Genomic DNA, 17,544 nt, shown 5'->3' with positions numbered 1-17,544 from the left:
GGCGCTCCTTTTCATTGGCGCCGTCTCGGGCGCCGGAGGCTGAAACCCAGTGACACCCGGCGTCGAACGACGACGCCGGATGCTTCAATCAAAGACCGGCCTGTTTACGCGCCGCGGCGATTACCGCATCCACAGTGAAGCCGAACTTCTTCAACAGGTCGGGAAGAGGCGCAGAAGCGCCGAAGCCGTTCATGCCGATGAACGTCCCGGCCTCGCCTACGTAGCGGTGCCAGCCGATCGGCGAGGCCGCCTCGATCGCGACGCGCCCCTTCACCGCAGGCGGAAGAACCTCATCACGATAGGACTGGGGTTGCTCCTCGAACAGCTCCCAGGACGGCATCGACACGACACGCGCGGCCACGCCGTCCGCGATCAGCTTTTCATAAGCCTCAACAGCAAGCTGCAGTTCGCTGCCGGTCGCGATCAGGATGACGGCGGGCGTCTTGCCGCTATCCGCCAGCACGTAGGCGCCTTTCTGGACGCCACTCGCCGGTGCGTATTTCTCGCGATCCAGCGTCGGCAGATTCTGGCGACTCAGCGCAAGAACTGCAGGACGGTTGGTCAGCGGGATCAGCGTGCGCCAGGCCTCGGCCACCTCGTTGGCGTCGCCGGGGCGAAGGACGATCACGCCCGGCGTGGCGCGAAGCTGCACCAGCTGTTCGATCGGTTGATGCGTCGGACCATCTTCGCCAACGCCGATGGAATCGTGAGTAAACACGAAAATCGAGGGCAGCCCCATCAGGGAAGCCAGACGGATCGGCGGCTTCATGTAATCCGAGAAGATGAGGAACCCGGCGCCATAGGGCCGGACGCCAGAAAGCGCGATGCCGTTGACGATGGCGCCCATCGCGTGTTCCCGCACACCGAAATGCAGGTTGCGTCCCGCGTAGGAGCCATTCCACTCGGTTGGCTGGAAAGCGCCGCCGTCCTTGATCAGCGTCTTGGTGGACGGAGCCAGATCGGCCGCGCCGCCGATCAGCCACGGCAGCTTCGCCGCGACGGCGTTCAGCACTTCGCCGGAACTCTGCCGGGACGCCACGCCCTTCGCGTCGGTCTTGTAGGTCGGAATTTCCGAATCCCAGCCCTCGGGCAGCTTTCGCTCCAGAATCAGCTCAATTTCGGCCGCTTCGCCCGGATAGGTCTTTTTGTATTCAGCAAAAAGAGCCTTCCATTTCTTGCTGGCCGCAGCGCCGCGCGCGCCGAGACCATCCTGAAAATGCTTCAGAACGCCGTCAGGCACGAAGAAATCCTGTTCGGATGCGCCGTAAAACGCCTTGGTCGCCTTGATTTCGTCGGCGCCAAGCGGCTCGCCATGCGCGGCTGCTGTACCTGCTTTCTTCGGAGCACCCCATGCGATCACGGAATGAACCAGAATGAACGTCGGACGCGTCGTCTCCGCCTTCGCCTGCTCAAGCAGTTTCAGGAAGCCCGCCGTATCGTTCGCGTCCTTGAGAACGAGCACCTGCCAGCCATAGGCGTCGAAGCGCTTGGCCACGTCCTCGGTGAACGCGATGTCGGTCGAGCCTTCGATGGAAATACGATTGCTGTCGTAAATCCACGTCAGGTTGCCAAGCTTCAGATGACCCGCCGTGGACGCAGCTTCGCTGGCCACGCCTTCCATCATGTCGCCATCGCCGCACAGCGTATAGACGTGATAATCGAAGAGCGGGAAACCCGGTTTGTCGAAACGCGCAGCGAGCCATTTCTGGGCGATCGCCATACCGACCGAATTGGCGCAACCCTGACCGAGCGGACCAGTCGTCGTCTCGACGCCCGCCGTGTGATGATATTCCGGGTGACCGGGCGTCTTGGAGCCGATCTGGCGGAACTGCTTCAGATCGTCGATCGTCAGCGACGGCGCGTCGACGACCTTGCCGCCGACGACGTCACGAATTCCGGAAAGATGAATCAACGAATACAGCAGCATCGACGCATGGCCGACCGACAGTACGAAGCGGTCGCGCGCGGGCCAAAGCGGATCGGCCGGATCGTAGCTCAGCGCGTCCTGCCAGAGCGTGTAGGCCACCGGAGCCAGCGCCATGGCCGTGCCGGGGTGACCCGAGTTCGCTTTCTGGACCGCGTCCATCGAAAGCGTGCGGATGGTGTCGATGCAGGTCCGGTCGATGTCTCGGGCAGGAGCGCCGCCGGCTTCCGGGGCGCGGTTCTGCTGGACGTGAATAGAGCGCATGAGAAACCGTTCCTTATTATTGACTGGCCTAAATATTGGGCAAAGCCCAGGGGCGCCATAAGATCGCCTCAGGCGGATAGGTCCTGCCGACGATCCCACGCCATCGACCCGTTCGCAAGGCGAAGAAAACGCCCCCAGCGACGACGCGCGCAATTCAGACTCTAAACCCCCCGGTTATCCACCGGTTGCAAACGTCACATCCATGTGACGCGGTTTCACCCGGCCTTCGACAACGCACGTGCGCCAATGTCGCCGCGCCATACAGCCTCATCCCAGCGAATAGCCGCAACGCCTTGATAGGCCCGGTCGATCGCCTCCCGCAAGCCGGGGGCCGTGGCGCATACCGTCAGAACACGGCCGCCGACTGCGATCAAACGTCCCTCGGCATCGCGCGCCGTGCCCGCCTGAAACACCCGCACGCCCGGAACTGCCTCCGCCCGCTCGATCCCGCCAATCACTCCGCCATGCGCAGGTTCGCCCGGATAACCCCGCGCGGCGAGAACGATCGCAGCGGAAGCGGCGTCGGAGAAAGAGATGGAAACTCCTTCGAGCGAACCCTTCGCCAACGCCGCAAGCGCAGGAAGCAGATCGGTTTCGAGTCTGATCAACAACGCTTGAGCTTCCGGATCACCGAACCGAACATTGTATTCGATCAGCTTCGGCCCCTCGTCGGTCAGCATCAACCCGGCGAAGATCACGCCGCAAAACGGCGTCCCGCGACGCTCCATCTCGACCAGCATCGGGCGGACCAGCAGATCGAGCGCCCGCTCCTGCGCCTCCCGATCAAAACCGGAAGGCGGCGACACCGCGCCCATGCCGCCGGTATTCGGGCCGGTGTCGCCGTCGCCAATACGCTTGTGATCCTGTGCTGCTCCAATCAGGACCGCATCACGCCCGGCGCAGAAGGCGAACAGGGAAACCTCTTCCCCGACCATGCACTCCTCGATGACGACCGAACGTCCGGCCTCACCCAGCTTGTCGGACGTCATCATGTCGACGATAGCGGCCTCAGCCTCTCCCAGCGTCTGCGCCACTACCACGCCCTTCCCGGCGGCGAGCCCGTCAGCCTTGATGACGATCGGGGCGCCGCGACGGCGCACGAACTCAAGCGCGCGCTCCGCGTCTTCAAACCGCTCCCATCGGGCCGTTGGAATCCGCGCCGCGTCGCAAACCTCCTTCGTGAAAGTCTTACTACCCTCCAGCGCGGCCGCCGCCTGCGTCGGCCCGGCGCAGGCGATTCCAGCCTCGGCGCAGGCGTCGGCAAGCCCCACGACCAGCGGCGCTTCCGGCCCCGGCACGACGAGGTCGATGGCGTGCGTCTGCGCGAACGCGACAAGCGCCGCCACGTCGGAGGCCGAAATCGCCACGTTTTCGCCCAGAGAGGCCGTGCCGGGGTTGCCCGGAGCGATATAGAGACGCGTCAGGGCAGGAGACGTCGCCAAAGCGGCAGCCAGTGCGTGCTCTCGACCACCCGAACCGATCAATAGAACCCGCATCACCCGTTCCCTTCGTAACCCTTCACGACGACACATCGCCGCGAGACGGCTTTCGCCATCCCGATTGTTCCCTACGCCGCTCACATGACCCACCACCCCGCCGCATGGCCCCTGGCCCACGACGTCGTCCGGCAACATGCAGGGCGACACGCCGCCCCTGTTCGCGACGTCGCGTCTGTAGCATAGGGTCAAGGGATGGACGATGCCCCTCCCTCCCAGCCCGCGCCATTCGGCAATGTTCCCGAATACTCGGTTTCAGAGATTTCCGGGGCCATCAAACGCACGCTGGAAGGAGCCTTCGGGCGCGTTCGCGTGCGTGGCGAGATCACGGAATTCAAACGCTACGCATCCGGCCATCTTTATTTTTCCCTCAAGGATGAAGGGGGAAAAATATCCGGCGTCGTCTGGCGCGGTTCCGTTTCCCGCCTCGGGCTGGTTCCGGAAAACGGGCTGGAGATCATCGCCAGCGGCCGCGTCTCTTCTTACGGCGAACGCTCGAGCTATCAGCTTATCGTCGAGAAAATGGAGTATGCGGGCGAAGGCGCGCTGCTGGCCCGCATCGAACGGCTGCGCCAGCGTCTGGCCGAGGAAGGTCTGCTCGACGCCGCCAGAAAGCGGCCCATCCCGCGCCTGCCCCAGCTTATCGGCGTGGTGACGTCCGCACACGGCGCCGTGCTGCATGACATCCGAACCACCATCGCGCGCCGCTTTCCCCGCGACGTCCTGCTCTGGCCCGTCGCCGTGCAGGGCGAAGGCGCGGCGGCGCAGATCGCCGCCGCCGTCGACGGTTTCAACCGCCTCCCTCCCCGCGAACCCGGCGCCACGTCCGACCTCGTCCGTCCGGACGTGCTGATCGTCGCGCGCGGCGGCGGATCGCTGGAAGACCTGATGGCGTTCAACGACGAATCGGTGCTCCGCGCCGTGGCGGCGTCGGGCATCCCTGTGATCTCCGCCGTCGGCCACGAAACCGACACCACGCTGGTCGATTTCGTCTCGGACATCCGCGCGCCGACGCCGACGGCCGCCGCCGAACTCGCGGTGCCGGTCCGCGACGAGCTTATGGCTGACCTCGCCCACCGCGCCGCACGCATGAGCAGCGCGCTGAACCGCATCGGCCAGACCGCGCGCCTGCGCCTCGACCGCGCCGCGCGCGGCGTTCCGGACCTGCCGTCCCTGCTGGACGCCGGACGGATGCGGCTCGACGACCGCTCGCACCGACTGGATATCGCCCTGCCCGCACTGCTGGAGCGTCGTCGCACCTCCCTGATAGCCGCCGAGCGTCATATGCCCGCGCCCGCCGCATTGCTGTCGGACCATGGCGCCCGGCTGAAACTGCGCGCTGCGAGCCTGACCGCCGCCGCAGCCGCCATGACGCACGCCATGGAGATGCGCCTCGCCAGAACGCGCCTCTCCGCCGCGCCTCTCAACGCGCTGTGTCGGGAACGCCAAGCCCGCCTTACCGGCCTAGCCGGACAGTTGAACGCCGTATCGCCCATGGCGGTTCTGGAGCGCGGCTACGTGCTGGTCCGCGACGTCAGGGGCACGCCGGTGACCCGCGCCGATGGAGCCAGACCGGGCGCGCATGTCACGCTTGTCTTCGCGGACGGAGAGACGGGAGCGACAGTGGACAGGCGCGCCAACCCTGCCCAAACGGCGCTCGATTTCTGAGCGGCGGCGGTCTGGACTGCACCGCGCCGCAGTAGCCGCCGGTCCACGAACATGCCATCACACAGCCTCGCCGCTGCGGATTTTAGGGGGCAGAACGACATCGCTCGATCTTCTGAAACCCGCACACGCGTCGCCTGAACCACCGCCCGGAGCCTCCAGCATGAGCGCGCGCTTTACACAGCAAGAAATCGGAAAACTGATCGTGATAGCAGCGATTATCGCCGCCACCCTCGGCGTGCTGATTTATATCGGGCAGTCCTTCGTCTCCGCAGTCAGACAATCAGCCGCCACGACCTCGGTAAGCGCCACCGACTGCGCCATGGTGTCGTCAGATCGCCCCGGCGGCAATCCGTCGCACTGCCCGACCGGCACCGAGGCGACGACCAGGTAGACGGTGATGGTGTTTGAGGGACGGCCGCTTTCGCCCTCATCTCCGACACCCAATCGGTCATGCCGGTTGCACGAAAGCCGACATTCTCAGACGAACCTCTATAGACTGTCTTTGAGACGATGCCGTTATTCTGGACTACTGGTTTGAATGACAGCTTATGGCAATAGTAGTTACTTTCGCAGCGCAAAGGCGCGATTGTCGACCGCCTGATTTTGACTCGAACCGGAAAGGCGACATTTCGAGTATGAATGAGAAAATCGGCTCGTGAAGTGTAACGCGAAATTACGCTTCTTAGCATTGTTCTGACTTCATCCGCCCGCCTGCGATGCAACTTTGTTAATAAACACTTCAATTTTATCTAGAGCGGGTCGAAAACCAGAAAAGTCGTCGATCGTCCCATGCTTGCAAATTTTTTCGCAAAGTTCAGCTTTGCGGAGAGTTTTTCGAGTGAGGACATCCCCGTTCGGCTTTTGAGTCTCAACCACCTCATAATCGGCTTCGGTAATGGATGCATCTGCGAGAAGATTCTCAATGCCGGCCCGCACCTTAGTGTTCTCATGATTTGTCGGCATGCCCGCTATTGATACAATGCCATAATCGGCATCAGTCTTGTTTGCGTCATTATCGTAAAGAAGCAGAATTGACCTATTCGAGAGCTTGGGATTTGCACGAAGCACGGCGAGGGTATGGTCAAGAGCCGCCTTGCCGGTATGAAATCCTTGGCCCTTCGCATCCTTGGCTCCGATCCACTGAACTTCGCAGCGTACCAACATCTCGTCGCGACCGAGCATTTGAGCAGCACGCTGAATATAAGGTGTGTCTGTTTCGCCCTCAACGAAAACAATCGGAAGGCCGGTCTGTGTAGTGTCCGAAAGCAGCTTCTCATTGAACGCTTCCGTAGCGGTCAGAGCCTGCATCGCTTTGCCAAACTCAGAGTACGTTTCAGCAGTAACCGCAAGCCCGCCGGGCATTTCCACAAGCTGGAAACCGTCGGTGTCGAACTCCTTCTCCATTCCGAGAACGAACAATGGTGAATGGCTTGAAATTATGAACTGAACTCGAGGAAATAGCTTTATCAATGCGGGCAAAACTCGATGTTGGAGATCGACGTGCATGTGTGCGTCGATCTCATCGACAATGCACATTCCCTCAATTGACGCGAGATTGAGTGCCGGACCGTCGGTTGATTGATCCCCATACCGCAGAAGCGTGCCAAAAAGTCCCAACAGAGTCGACTGCCCTCCCGAAAGCGCATCGAGGTTAGGGAGGCAAAGCTCATTTCCTCGCGCAACCCCGAGTTTGTCGGCCGACTTTCTTCCTAGCCAAGCAAATCTAACATGTTCGTCGTCAAGGACATGTTGTAGAATCAAGTTGCATTGAGCGATTACCGCTTCTGACATCAGCGTTGCGCTAACGTCGCCCTTCAATTGGAACTGTACGGCTTGTTTGGGACCGAAAGACAAGCCTATGTGCGATCTAGATTCGAGAATAACCGAAATCAGCCATTGCTTGAATTGGTCGAGACTCCGATCAACGAAGATAGGTTTCCGCAAACGCTTAGCGAATGCGGCAAATACGTCGAACTCCGTCTCTGGTAGCGCCTCCCTGTTGAACCAATGCGGTATTTCGGATCGGTTGGAAGGGAAGTAGGCATAGACGCCTTCCGCAAATACGCGGCGCGATAGATCGTCCCCAATCGAAAAATCCTTTACTGGTCCTTCCGTTGGCCAGTTAATTGCCGTAACAAGCTCAACAGGTACCCTTTCTATTGTTTTAACTGGATCGACAGTGCCTGACTTCTCTCTGTAAATATGGTTTTCACTACCGTGCTCGAACCGTAAAAGGGTGAAACCTCCAGGTGTGCCTAATGTGGTTGTTCGACTGCCAACCATTCTAAACCAAGCTCGACTTGCACCTTTGGCGGGAAGCACGTTGTCATAATGCTGAGCAGCGGCTTCAAAAAGCGCGTCGGCGATGAGAGACAACAAATTCGTTTTTCCCCCACCATTAGCTCCAACGAGCACAAGGGGTTTCGGTGCACCGTTGCTGCTGAATGCGAGGTCTAGATCGATTCGCCGAAGCGGACCACTGTTCTCGATGAAAAGGTGTTTCAAATACATAGGTAAATTGAGCCGTTTTTTTCGCAGGACGCAAGACTTACAGCGGCTTATTCGCACCTTTAATTACCCGTTGCGCCATATACGACATCCAAGGGGATATCGTGGGCAGTTCAGCATTCACCTCGACGCCACTGAATACGAAATGAGTCAAACTCCGAACCGGGCCCCTGCTGAACTTGGAGGTGACCAGTTACGGTGCAACCGGACAATTAAAAGCCATTCAGGGAATATCGTAATCTGGTCGGTAGCAGTAATAGATGTATAGCTGCTTTCGGCCATTCCTTCCCGATACCCGACTATCTTCTTCCCCCCCCCACTTCTGCCGCATTCGCAACCGCCCCAACAAAAAACGGGGACCGACTCACGCCGGTCCCCATCCTCACCACTCCCAAACCATAACGCGGGATCAGAGAGAGTTGCTAACCCCAACCTCGGCAGTCTCGCGCCCGTTAATCACCAGACCGTCGCCATTCGCCGAGACATTGACCGTCTCGCCGTCATGAATGCCGCCCTCGAGCAACATTTCCGCAAGCTGGTTCTGCAGGCTGCGCTGCACGACGCGCTTGAGCGGACGCGCGCCATACACCGGATCATAACCCTCGTTCGCCAGCCACTGCTCCGCAAGCGTATCGAGGTGCAGAACGATGTTGCGATCCGAAAGCAGGCCCTGCAGCCGCCCGATCTGGATATCGACGATCCGCGCCATGTCGACTTTCTGCAAGCGCGAGAACAGCACGATCTCGTCGAGACGATTCAGGAACTCAGGACGGAAATGATCGCGCACGACGCGCATCACCTGCGCCTGCACCAGGTCCGTTGACTCTCCATCGGGCTGGTTCGCCAGAACGTCGGAGCCGAGATTGCTGGTCAGCACGATCAGCGTGTTGCGAAAATCGACCGTGCGCCCCTGTCCGTCGGTCAGACGCCCGTCGTCGAGCACCTGCAGCAGAATATTGAAGACATCGCCATGGGCTTTCTCAACCTCGTCAAACAGGATGACCTGATAGGGACGACGACGCACGGCCTCGGTCAGCACGCCGCCTTCCTCATACCCCACATATCCCGGAGGCGCACCGATCAGACGGGCGACCGCGTGCTTCTCCATGAACTCGCTCATATCGATACGCAGCAACGCCTTTTCGTCGTCGAAGAGAAATTCCGCCAACGCCTTGGTCAGTTCGGTCTTGCCCACGCCGGTCGGACCGAGGAACAGGAACGATCCGATCGGCCGGTTCGGGTCCTGCAACCCGGCACGCGCGCGACGAACCGCATTGGCCACCGCCTTGAGCGCGGGTTCCTGACCGACGACGCGCCTGCGAAGTTCGTCCTCCATCCGCAGCAGCTTGGCCCGTTCGCCCTCGACCATTCGGTCCACAGGAATACCGGTCCAGCGAGACACGACGGAGGCGATGCCTTGTTCCGTCACCGCCTGCGACACAAGATCGTCGGTCGAACCAGCTTGCGCTTCCTGAGCCTGGGCGATCTTCGCTTCAAGATCGGGAATGACGCCGTACATCAGCTCCGACGCGCGACCGAGATCGCCCTTGCGCTGCGCCACCTCGACAGCGGACCGGGCCTCGTCCAGTTGCTCCTTGAACTTCTGGACTTCGCTGACCCGATCTTTCTCAGCATGCCACGCGGCGTTCATCGCGTCGGATTTCTCTTCGAGATCGGCGAGTTCCGCGTCCACCTTCTCCAGCCGGTCGCGGCTGGCGGAATCGTCTTCCTTACGCAGCGCCTCACGCTCGATCTTCAACTGGATCACGCGACGGTCGAGCTCGTCGAGCTCTTCGGGCTTACTGTCGATCTGCATACGCAGGCGGCTCGACGCCTCATCGATCAGGTCGATCGCCTTGTCCGGAAGGAACCGGTCGGTGATGTAGCGGTTCGACAGGGTCGCCGCAGCCACCAGCGCGCCGTCGGAGATGCGGATGCCGTGGTGAAGCTCGTATTTCTCTTTTATTCCGCGCAGGATCGAGATGGTGTCGGCCACGGACGGCTCGCCCACGAACACCGACTGGAAACGCCGCGCAAGCGCCGCGTCCTTCTCGATGTATTTGCGATACTCGTCGAGCGTCGTGGCGCCGATGCAATGCAACGTGCCACGCGCCAGTTCCGGCTTGATCAGGTTGGACGCGTCCATCGCGCCGTCCGAACGTCCTGCGCCGACGAGCGTATGCATCTCGTCGATGAACAGGATCACCTGCCCTTCGGCGCTTTCGACTTCCTTCAGAACGGCCTTCAGGCGCTCCTCAAACTCGCCGCGAAACTTCGCGCCCGCGATCAGCGCGCCCATGTCCAGCGAAAGCAGCTTCTTGTTGCGTAGCGCCTCCGGCACGTCGCCGTTTACAATGCGCTGCGCCAGCCCTTCGACGATGGCGGTCTTGCCGACGCCGGGTTCGCCGATCAGCACGGGATTGTTCTTGCTGCGACGCGCAAGCACCTGAATGGCGCGGCGAATCTCCTCGTCACGCCCGATGACAGGGTCGAGCTTGCCCGCCTGCGCCACGGCGGTGACGTCGCGCGCATATTTTTTCAGCGCGTCGAACGTGGCCTCCGCGTTCTCGCTGTCCACAGTACGGCCCTTGCGAATCGTAGCGACGGCCTTCTCCAGCGCCTCGGCGCTGGCGCTTCCATCCTTCAGGGCGCGGCCCGCAGCGCTGTCTGACGCGGCGATGGCGACAAGAAGCCGATCCTGCGCCACGAACGAATCTCCGGATTTTTCAGCCGTACGCTGCGCCGCATCCAGAAGGCGAACGAGATCGGGCGTCGCCTGCGGCTGCCCCGCGCCGCCGCCCTGCACTTTTGGCAGCCTTGCCAGCGCCTGCTCAGTCGCGGCGAGAACCTTGAGCGGATCTCCTCCCGCAGCGCGAATCAGCGACGACGCCGCGCCTTCATTGTCATCGAGAAGCGCCTTGAGCAGATGCTCCGGCGTCAGTTGCTGATTGAATTCCCTGACAGCGATCGTCTGCGCAGCCTGTAAAAAACCGCGTGAACGTTCGGTAAATTTTTGTATGTCCATAGTCCCGGTGTCCCTTTCACTCTAGGCGACGTTCAGGCCTTGACGCTGTCCCTCTATAGGCGACGTCGTCGCGGTCTTGCATTGGATATGGGCGCCGTCCACCCGATGACAAGGGCAAGCTGCTTCAACCGACGGTCGAAATTGAGCAGGAAGACGCATATTGATGTTCAATGCGCTGACGACCTGCGCAACCGCGCTTCGCTGCCCGCACCACCTGCTTGAACCACGGGCGATAGCATCTCCCGAGGCCCGGGCCAGATCGGCGAAGGCGGGTCGTTATCAAACGCATCCCGCCCATGATCTTTCGGCCCCCGACAGTATTGGGTAGCTTGAGGTCAGAATGGAAAGTTAACGCCTCCGGTTCGCTCCCGGCAGACGGTGTTAATCATTCAGGAACCATGGCGCCCTCCACTACCGGGAGGGATGTCGGCGAAAGAGAAGCAGCCAGGCACTATGGGCAAAAAACTGGGTATCGCGATCACGACCTACAACCGGATCGATAACCTTCTCAAACAGATCGACCTGATCGAGCGCCTGAGCGTGTCCGACATCGAACTGGTCGTATGCGACGACGGATCAGATGACGAAACCATCGCTACGCTCGCCGAGCGCGGTGTGATGACGATCGGCGGCGTCAATCGCGGGATCGCCTGGAACAAGAACCGGGGCGTTTTCTACCTGTTCAACTACACCGACGTGGACGCCGTCATCCTGATGGACGACGACGTGATGCCCCGCATTCACGGCTGGGACGCAGAATGGTTCGAAGCCGCAACATTATACGGGCACGTCAACTACGTGCCCGGAAGCATGGCGCCCTACGTGATCGGCGGAGGACTGACCGCAGAAGATGTCGGGCTGTCGCCGGTCGTTGGAGGGATGTGCATGGGCGTCAGTCGGGAAGCGTTCGCCCGCGTCGGTTTCATGGATGTGCGCTTCGGCCGATACGGCCATGAACACAGTGATTACTCGTTCCGCTACGTGCGCGCGGGATACGGCGGATTTGTCAAAACCGCCGAGAAAGGGCCGATGACCTATTTCTATGTCATCGATGGCGGCGTGCGGCTGGCGAATCTGCCTTCGACCGGAACGCCGGAGGAGGCCAGTAAAAATAATGAACTGCTGGCAAAAGTTGCGAACGATCCGGTCCACCGCATGCCATGGAAAGACGATGAAGGCCGCGACGCCTTCCTTGCTGAGTTCGAGCCCATGAGCAGTCGCGTGATCCCTGAAATCGAGACTGTTGCGAAAGAGTTCGACGAAGCTCTCTATCTGGCCGCCAACCCAGACGTCAAAAACGCCGCGATGAGAGGCCTTCAACACTACATGGCGTTCGGACGTTTCGAAAAACGACGCTTAAAACCATGACATGCAACCTATTCCGCCGCGCGAAGATGTCGCGCCCGGAATAGAAAGATTGCAATCAAGCCTGGAATGATCGCCTCAAATGGAAAACAGCCGCCCGACTTCGTCTGTCGGGCGGCTGCTTGTTCCCACGTCATCGGCTGTCCAGCCACTGCGACGGGATATCCCGTTCGCAACGACTGTAACGGCAACTTCAGAAGCCGGTGGACAGAGTGACCATCGCACTGAAAGGCACCTGCAGATAATATGTCGGGGACGATCCAGCGATCGTTCCGCCGTAGACGCCCTTCGTCGCATTGGCGTTCGTCTGGAAACCGTAAACGCCGTTTCGGAATTTGGCGCCAGTCAGGTTCTGCATGTTCAACTGAATTTCAGGTGACTTCAGATATCCGAAGCTCTTGAAACGATATCCGACAGCAACCTGATTGGTGATGTATTGCGGAATGGACTGGTCATTCATGAAGGTCGAATACTGCTTCGCGATATACTTAAGCTGACCCGAAATCCACAGATGACCGTCATCATAATCGAGGCCCAGCCCCGCCTGAACCTTCGGCGACCGGATAGCGATCTTGCCCTTGGTCGGCAGATAATCAGTCGTACCACTCGTGGTGCTGGCCATAATGTTGTTGTCGATCGTCGAATGCAGATACTCGAACGTCGCGTATGGGCGGATATGATACCAGATCGGACGGGTGCCGATTTGCGCATCGACACCACGTGTCGTCTGACCGCCTGCATTGACCGTCTGGCTGTAAGGCGTCGTGCCCACGTAGTAATTGAGCGACTGCTGGCGGTTCGAAAGGTTGTAGTTGAAGAACGACACGGATGCGTTGATCACGTCGCCGTTGTAGCGATAGCCCAGCTCTTCCTCAATCGTGTATTCAGGATTGCTCGACCCGCCCCTCTGGGTCTGCGCGCCGGCTGTTCCGTAATAGTCGACCAAGGAAGTATTGGCGGGCACACGGAAATTGGTGCTGCCAGAGATATAAATCTGATGCTGCTTGTTGAAATTCCACGAAATGCCGATCTGCGGCAGCGGCTCAGCGGAGTGGATGTTCCGGTTATATGTTGTCCCTGGCGTGTAATTGTAAGTACGACGCGTCACCATGGCTTCCTTGAAACCAAGCGTGATGTTCAGGCGATCGTTAAAATACTTCATCGTGTCGCCGATGAAGATCATGTTCACCTGCGACAGGGACAGGAAGTCGCGCGCCCGGAAATTCTGCCCCGTCGTGGTCGTGACAACCGCGTTCGTTCCCCAGATGTTGTAGGGCTCTCCCGTCGCCTGATTGACCTGACCATAAGGCGAATACTGCTCAAGGTTGGCGTATTCATACCACCAGCCAAGAGACAGAGTGTTGTGCTTGTCGATCTTGTATGTTGCGGAGAGAGTGTTGCCGGTTCTGAACTGTTCCTGATTGGACGGAGCCAGAGCCAGATACCCTTTGCTGGTGTCTCCGTTGAGCGACACTTTCTCGTTGCCCATATAAAGCTTGGACAGCGCGCTCGAGGTGAAATACGTCGCGCCCGTGCCGTTACCGATCCCGTGCCAGAAATAGATTGAGTCGTCGATCGAGAGCTTCGGCGAAATAACGATATGCGTCGGGGCGGACGCTACGACGTTACGGAACGGGTTCACATGCAATTTGTAGTAGTTTGCGCCCGCTGCACTCGCTCCGGCATAATCGGCCGTGTAGTTATTGCTATACCCATTCGCGCGCCACTGGCTCAAAGTGGGGAACAGATAAGAGTCGTTGACCTGGTCGTTATACGACACTGTCAGACCCGTGTGGCTGCCGTTCTCGAAATCCTTCACGGCCTTGAAGTCATAATGGAACTTCTCGGCCTGCCCGGCGCCGCGCCACTGATTGCCCTTCGTGTGGCTGAAAGCGAACATGGCGCGGATGCCGCTGTTGCCGATGTAACCGGAGTTCAACCGCAGGAACTGTCGCGTCGTATCAAACGAGCCGAACGAGATATCGAGCAGGCCGCCAGCCTTCACCGTCGGATTGCTCATCGTCATCGTGGTCAGACCGGCGGACGCGTTGACCACCGGCGAATTGACGTCGACCGATCCCGGCGTCAGCTGCACGGATTCGAGATCTTCCGATTCGAGCACTTCGTTGGCGTAGAACTGTCCGCCGCCGATGTCATTGAGCGGCGCGCCATCCAACACCCAGCCGACTTCCGCCTGATCGAACCCGCGAACATTGACTTGCCCGGAATACAGACCGAACGGATCCTGCATCGAAACGTTGACGCTCGGCATCATGGCGATGAGCTGCTGCACGTTGGATGACGGCGGCTGCTTGGCGATAAAGTCGCGCGTCACCGACTGAACGGCCTTCGCGGCGGTTTCCGCACGCATCAGTCCGCCGCCAGGCTGGCGGGTGCGAACGCTGCGACCACTCACCGCGACATCTTCGGTCTGAGACGACACATACGGGCGAGACACGGGAGCGGTCGCAGCGGCCGCAACCGCCGGCTTGGCGACTACCGCGGGAGCCGCCGTTTTCGCAGGCGAAGCCTTCGTCGGGGTCGTACGATGGTGCGCGCCATGACGCACGGCCGCGTCAGCCGGATCGGCGACGCTGGCCAGGATTGAACCGGCGAGCAGGGTCATCAAAGTGGTTCTGCGGGCGCGAAGCGACATTAACTGGCGTTTCCCATGACAAAGCGTTGCGTTAACGTTACGATGTATACAGTGACTGACGACTACCGGAATGCTCACCGACATTACTGCCCGACGAAACCCGTTTTTACAGCAGAGCCGCATTTGCGCCGATTAGTAGTCGGTTTTATTATTCACTCGAAGACAAACTGGTCAGACGTTGCGGTTGAAAATTGTGCCTTAAGTGACGCTCTAGCCGGAGAGCGCACATGCAGGCAACGAAAGGGTGAGGCTCCGTTCCAAATTGCATCTCACCTGTGACCAATCTGCATCAATGTTACCCCTTCCCAACGGCTACGCGCCCCGGAGATCCGGAGCGCGCGGCGTTAGATCGGACAACCGCCGCATTGCATACGCTTCCGCGTCGTCATCGCGGAAGCTACACGGGAAGGGTCGCCCTCAATATGAAATTTTTATTTCCAATTGAAAATATCTGGATATTTCACTCCAATTATCATTTTCTTGACAAGATATTTCAAAAGTACAGAAAATTAAAGTGTAATTTTCATTTAACGAAATCGTGCTATAATTTTGCATAGCCATCGCAACGAAGCCGTCGCCTTGTGCTCAAGTTCTCAATCAACAACACGCAACCGCTGAACCTATCGTCACCGCCAAAACAACTGCGGAACCGCTCTCAAAGCATCTCAGACAAAAATTTTATATTTATATGTCCAGAAAAAATCAAAACATTGCGAAACAACTCCTTTCGACTGAGACACTCGACCTTCAGGCCTTATCAGCCAACGCCTGGGCAGAGCTTCTGCACACTCTCAATGCCGATCCGCCATACCGAAGAGACAAACGCCCATACAAGAACGCCCCCGACGCGATATGCTGCCGGGGGCGGGTCAAAACCGTCAAAATGCCTGTCGCCGTCGCAACGACAGCGGCGGATTCAGTCTCCGGATTTTTCGGTAATCGTCCACGTAATAACGACATGGTTTGGGCTGGGATAGTTAGGCGTCATCCCGATGCCGGCTGAAACGCCTTTCGCTTTATAGACGCCCTGAATAGCTTGCTGATCTGCGCTGACGCTTTCATTCGTCACTTCGGAACCTGGGCGCAGCTTTGTCGCGGCCGCCAGTTCGTCGCTCGAAACTTTCTTGTTCCCCGAGAACGCCACGCTGTCGACGACCAGCTTCGCAGGTCCCGCAGCCGCCTGCTCTCCGATCTGCCACTCCACTTCAACGTTCTTGCCGATGAACTTCAGTTTCTGGCCGAAACTGGCGCCAACGTTCTTCGCCTTGTAGACGCCCATGACGTCCTGAAGGCCCGCCGCAATCTGCGTCTGCGTAACGGTGTCGCCAACGTGAAACGGAACCGCCGCATCAATATCGCTCGTCGCAACCTGACTATTGCCCGTGATCTTCAGCGTCTTGAGCGTAAGCGGCGTGTCAGCCGATGGCGCCGACGCGGCGAGGGCGGACGACGCGAAAACCGTCGGAGCGACGATGACTCCAGCGCCCATGGCCAGAGTCGCAGCCAGAGCCAGAGAGGACGCGGCCCGCGAGGCCGAACCATAGGCGGAACGAACTGCCTGCCGGCTGATACGGGACGAAAATACGGTCATGCCTGATTACTCCTCAATAGGCGTCCGAACATGATGCACAGCATCGCCACGGCGCCAAGCCAAGCCGCACCGGCGCTGCGCTATGGCGGCGGTTCGAGGATATCATCGTCTTGACCATTCAGAACGACGCCAGCCGAGGCCACCACGACGCAGACGATTCCCAACGCCTTCTGAAGCGACAGCGCCTCTCCGAGCAACAACAATCCCGCACAGGCGGCGGCCACTGGCTCCAAGCTATACAGTATGCCCAGATCCCGCCCTGACAGAACCTTCATCACCAGACATTCGAGCGTGTATGGCAAGGCGGAGGACAGCACGGCGACCAGCACGCCCGCCCCTAACCACAACGGCTGCGACATCCCGGATACGACCGTAGCGGCAAACCACGGCGCCATCGCCAGGCCCCCGACAAAAAGCCCCGACGCAGCGGCTATCGTCGCCTCAACCCGACCTGCGAGTCTTTTCCCCGTAATAATGTACAGAACCCAGCACACGGACGACAGCGCGGCTTCGAGCACGCCCACGGGGTCAGGAAACCCGGCACCGCCATGGGGATAAAGCAGCAGGGTCAACCCCGCGACCGTCAACGCGAGCCAGGCGATGTCGAGAACCCGGCGGGAATGCGACAGCGACAACAAAAGCGGACCGATGAACTCGATCGCCACCGTTACGCCCATCGGCAACCTGTCCAGCGCAAGATAGAAGCAGACATTCATGCCAGCCATCGAGAGCCCATAGGGCGCAGCGAGCCGCCACGAGTCCCGTGTCATGCGGCTGAAAGGCCGGACGATCACAGCCAGAAGGATAGCGGCGAAACCGATCCTCATGCTGACGACGCCCACTGCGCCAAAGATCGGAAACAGGGATTTCGCCAGCGACGACCCGAACTGCAGCGAAACCACGGAGGCCAGCATCTGGGCGACAGCCGAGAGACGGCTCGACGACAGAGGCTGCTTGGTGGCGATCATCATGGCTCCCCGAAAAGGCCGATTCTTTGGCGCAACTCACGCCGGGCCTGTCACGTCGCGCCTCCCTACGCGAGGAGCA

Annotated in this window: 10 protein-coding genes; 3 read left to right on the top strand and 7 right to left on the bottom strand. The window is 59.7% G+C overall.

All coding sequences use genetic code 11. From position 1 onward, the window contains the following. Positions 1 to 88: 88 nt before the first annotated feature. Together tkt and purD are read right to left on the bottom strand one after the other, a co-directional pair. Positions 89 to 2,188: a transketolase gene (gene tkt, locus G442_RS0114885; protein WP_026398631.1), complete on the bottom strand. Its 2,100-nt coding sequence runs from the start codon at positions 2,186 to 2,188 to the stop codon at positions 89 to 91. A gap of 215 nt (positions 2,189 to 2,403) precedes the next feature. Beyond that, positions 2,404 to 3,684, bottom strand: coding sequence for a phosphoribosylamine--glycine ligase (purD, locus tag G442_RS0114880; protein ID WP_026398630.1), 1,281 nt, complete (start codon positions 3,682 to 3,684; stop codon positions 2,404 to 2,406). 195 nt (positions 3,685 to 3,879) lie between these two features. On the opposite strand from purD, the gene xseA reads away from it, so the two are divergent. Then, positions 3,880 to 5,352, top strand: coding sequence for an exodeoxyribonuclease VII large subunit (gene xseA, locus G442_RS0114875; RefSeq protein ID WP_026398629.1), 1,473 nt, complete (start codon positions 3,880 to 3,882; stop codon positions 5,350 to 5,352). 160 nt (positions 5,353 to 5,512) lie between these two features. Continuing rightward, positions 5,513 to 5,743, top strand: coding sequence for a hypothetical protein (locus G442_RS0114870; RefSeq protein WP_026398628.1), 231 nt, complete (start codon positions 5,513 to 5,515; stop codon positions 5,741 to 5,743). A 308-nt stretch (positions 5,744 to 6,051) separates the two neighbouring features. On the opposite strand, the gene G442_RS0114865 is transcribed toward G442_RS0114870, so the two are convergent. Next, complete coding sequence (locus G442_RS0114865) at positions 6,052 to 7,767, bottom strand: AAA family ATPase (RefSeq protein WP_211229154.1); 1,716 nt, start codon at positions 7,765 to 7,767, stop codon at positions 6,052 to 6,054. A gap of 502 nt (positions 7,768 to 8,269) precedes the next feature. Next, positions 8,270 to 10,885 (bottom strand): ATP-dependent chaperone ClpB, encoded by a 2,616-nt coding sequence (gene clpB / locus G442_RS0114860; protein WP_026398626.1) that lies wholly within the window; start codon positions 10,883 to 10,885, stop codon positions 8,270 to 8,272. A gap of 453 nt (positions 10,886 to 11,338) precedes the next feature. On the opposite strand from clpB, the gene G442_RS0114855 reads away from it, so the two are divergent. Beyond that, the gene (locus G442_RS0114855; RefSeq protein WP_026398625.1) at positions 11,339 to 12,253 is read left to right on the top strand and encodes a glycosyltransferase family 2 protein; all 915 of its coding nucleotides are present in this window, start codon (positions 11,339 to 11,341) and stop codon (positions 12,251 to 12,253) included. 190 nt (positions 12,254 to 12,443) lie between these two features. Here G442_RS0114855 and G442_RS22580 read toward each other — a convergent pair whose 3' ends face one another. The 3 genes from G442_RS22580 to G442_RS0114840 all read right to left on the bottom strand — a co-directional run bounded on the left by G442_RS22580 (position 12,444) and on the right by G442_RS0114840 (position 17,465). Then, positions 12,444 to 14,906 carry a TonB-dependent receptor gene (locus G442_RS22580; protein WP_051292375.1) on the bottom strand — a complete coding sequence of 821 codons (2,463 nt, stop codon included), beginning with the start codon at positions 14,904 to 14,906 and terminating at the stop codon, positions 12,444 to 12,446. Positions 14,907 to 15,822: 916 nt separating this feature from the next. After that, on the bottom strand, positions 15,823 to 16,497 hold the full coding sequence (locus G442_RS22575; protein WP_051292374.1) for a POTRA domain-containing protein: 675 nt from the start codon (positions 16,495 to 16,497) through the stop codon (positions 15,823 to 15,825). Positions 16,498 to 16,577: 80 nt separating this feature from the next. Next, a complete protein-coding gene (locus tag G442_RS0114840; protein ID WP_026398624.1) occupies positions 16,578 to 17,465 on the bottom strand; it encodes an EamA family transporter in 888 nt (295 codons plus the stop codon). Between the last annotated feature and the right edge of the window lie 79 nt (positions 17,466 to 17,544).

The sequence above is a fragment of the Acetobacter nitrogenifigens DSM 23921 = NBRC 105050 genome (assembly GCF_000429165.1).
Classification (GTDB): Bacteria; Pseudomonadota; Alphaproteobacteria; order Acetobacterales; family Acetobacteraceae; genus Acetobacter; species Acetobacter nitrogenifigens.
This window is presented reverse-complemented; position numbering and strand designations above follow the sequence as displayed.

Bases quoted from the DNA above. Each gene is read 5' to 3' on its own strand.
- tkt (WP_026398631.1), bottom strand. From the start codon at position 2,188: ATGCGCTCTATTCACGTCCAGCAGAACCGCGCCCCGGAAGCCGGCGGC.
- purD (WP_026398630.1), bottom strand. From the start codon at position 3,684: ATGCGGGTTCTATTGATCGGTTCGGGTGGTCGAGAGCACGCACTGGCT.
- xseA (WP_026398629.1), top strand. From the start codon at position 3,880: ATGGACGATGCCCCTCCCTCCCAGCCCGCGCCATTCGGCAATGTTCCC.
- G442_RS0114870 (WP_026398628.1), top strand. From the start codon at position 5,513: ATGAGCGCGCGCTTTACACAGCAAGAAATCGGAAAACTGATCGTGATA.
- clpB (WP_026398626.1), bottom strand. From the start codon at position 10,885: ATGGACATACAAAAATTTACCGAACGTTCACGCGGTTTTTTACAGGCT.
- G442_RS0114855 (WP_026398625.1), top strand. From the start codon at position 11,339: ATGGGCAAAAAACTGGGTATCGCGATCACGACCTACAACCGGATCGAT.
- G442_RS22580 (WP_051292375.1), bottom strand. From the start codon at position 14,906: ATGTCGCTTCGCGCCCGCAGAACCACTTTGATGACCCTGCTCGCCGGT.
- G442_RS22575 (WP_051292374.1), bottom strand. From the start codon at position 16,497: ATGACCGTATTTTCGTCCCGTATCAGCCGGCAGGCAGTTCGTTCCGCC.
- G442_RS0114840 (WP_026398624.1), bottom strand. From the start codon at position 17,465: ATGATCGCCACCAAGCAGCCTCTGTCGTCGAGCCGTCTCTCGGCTGTC.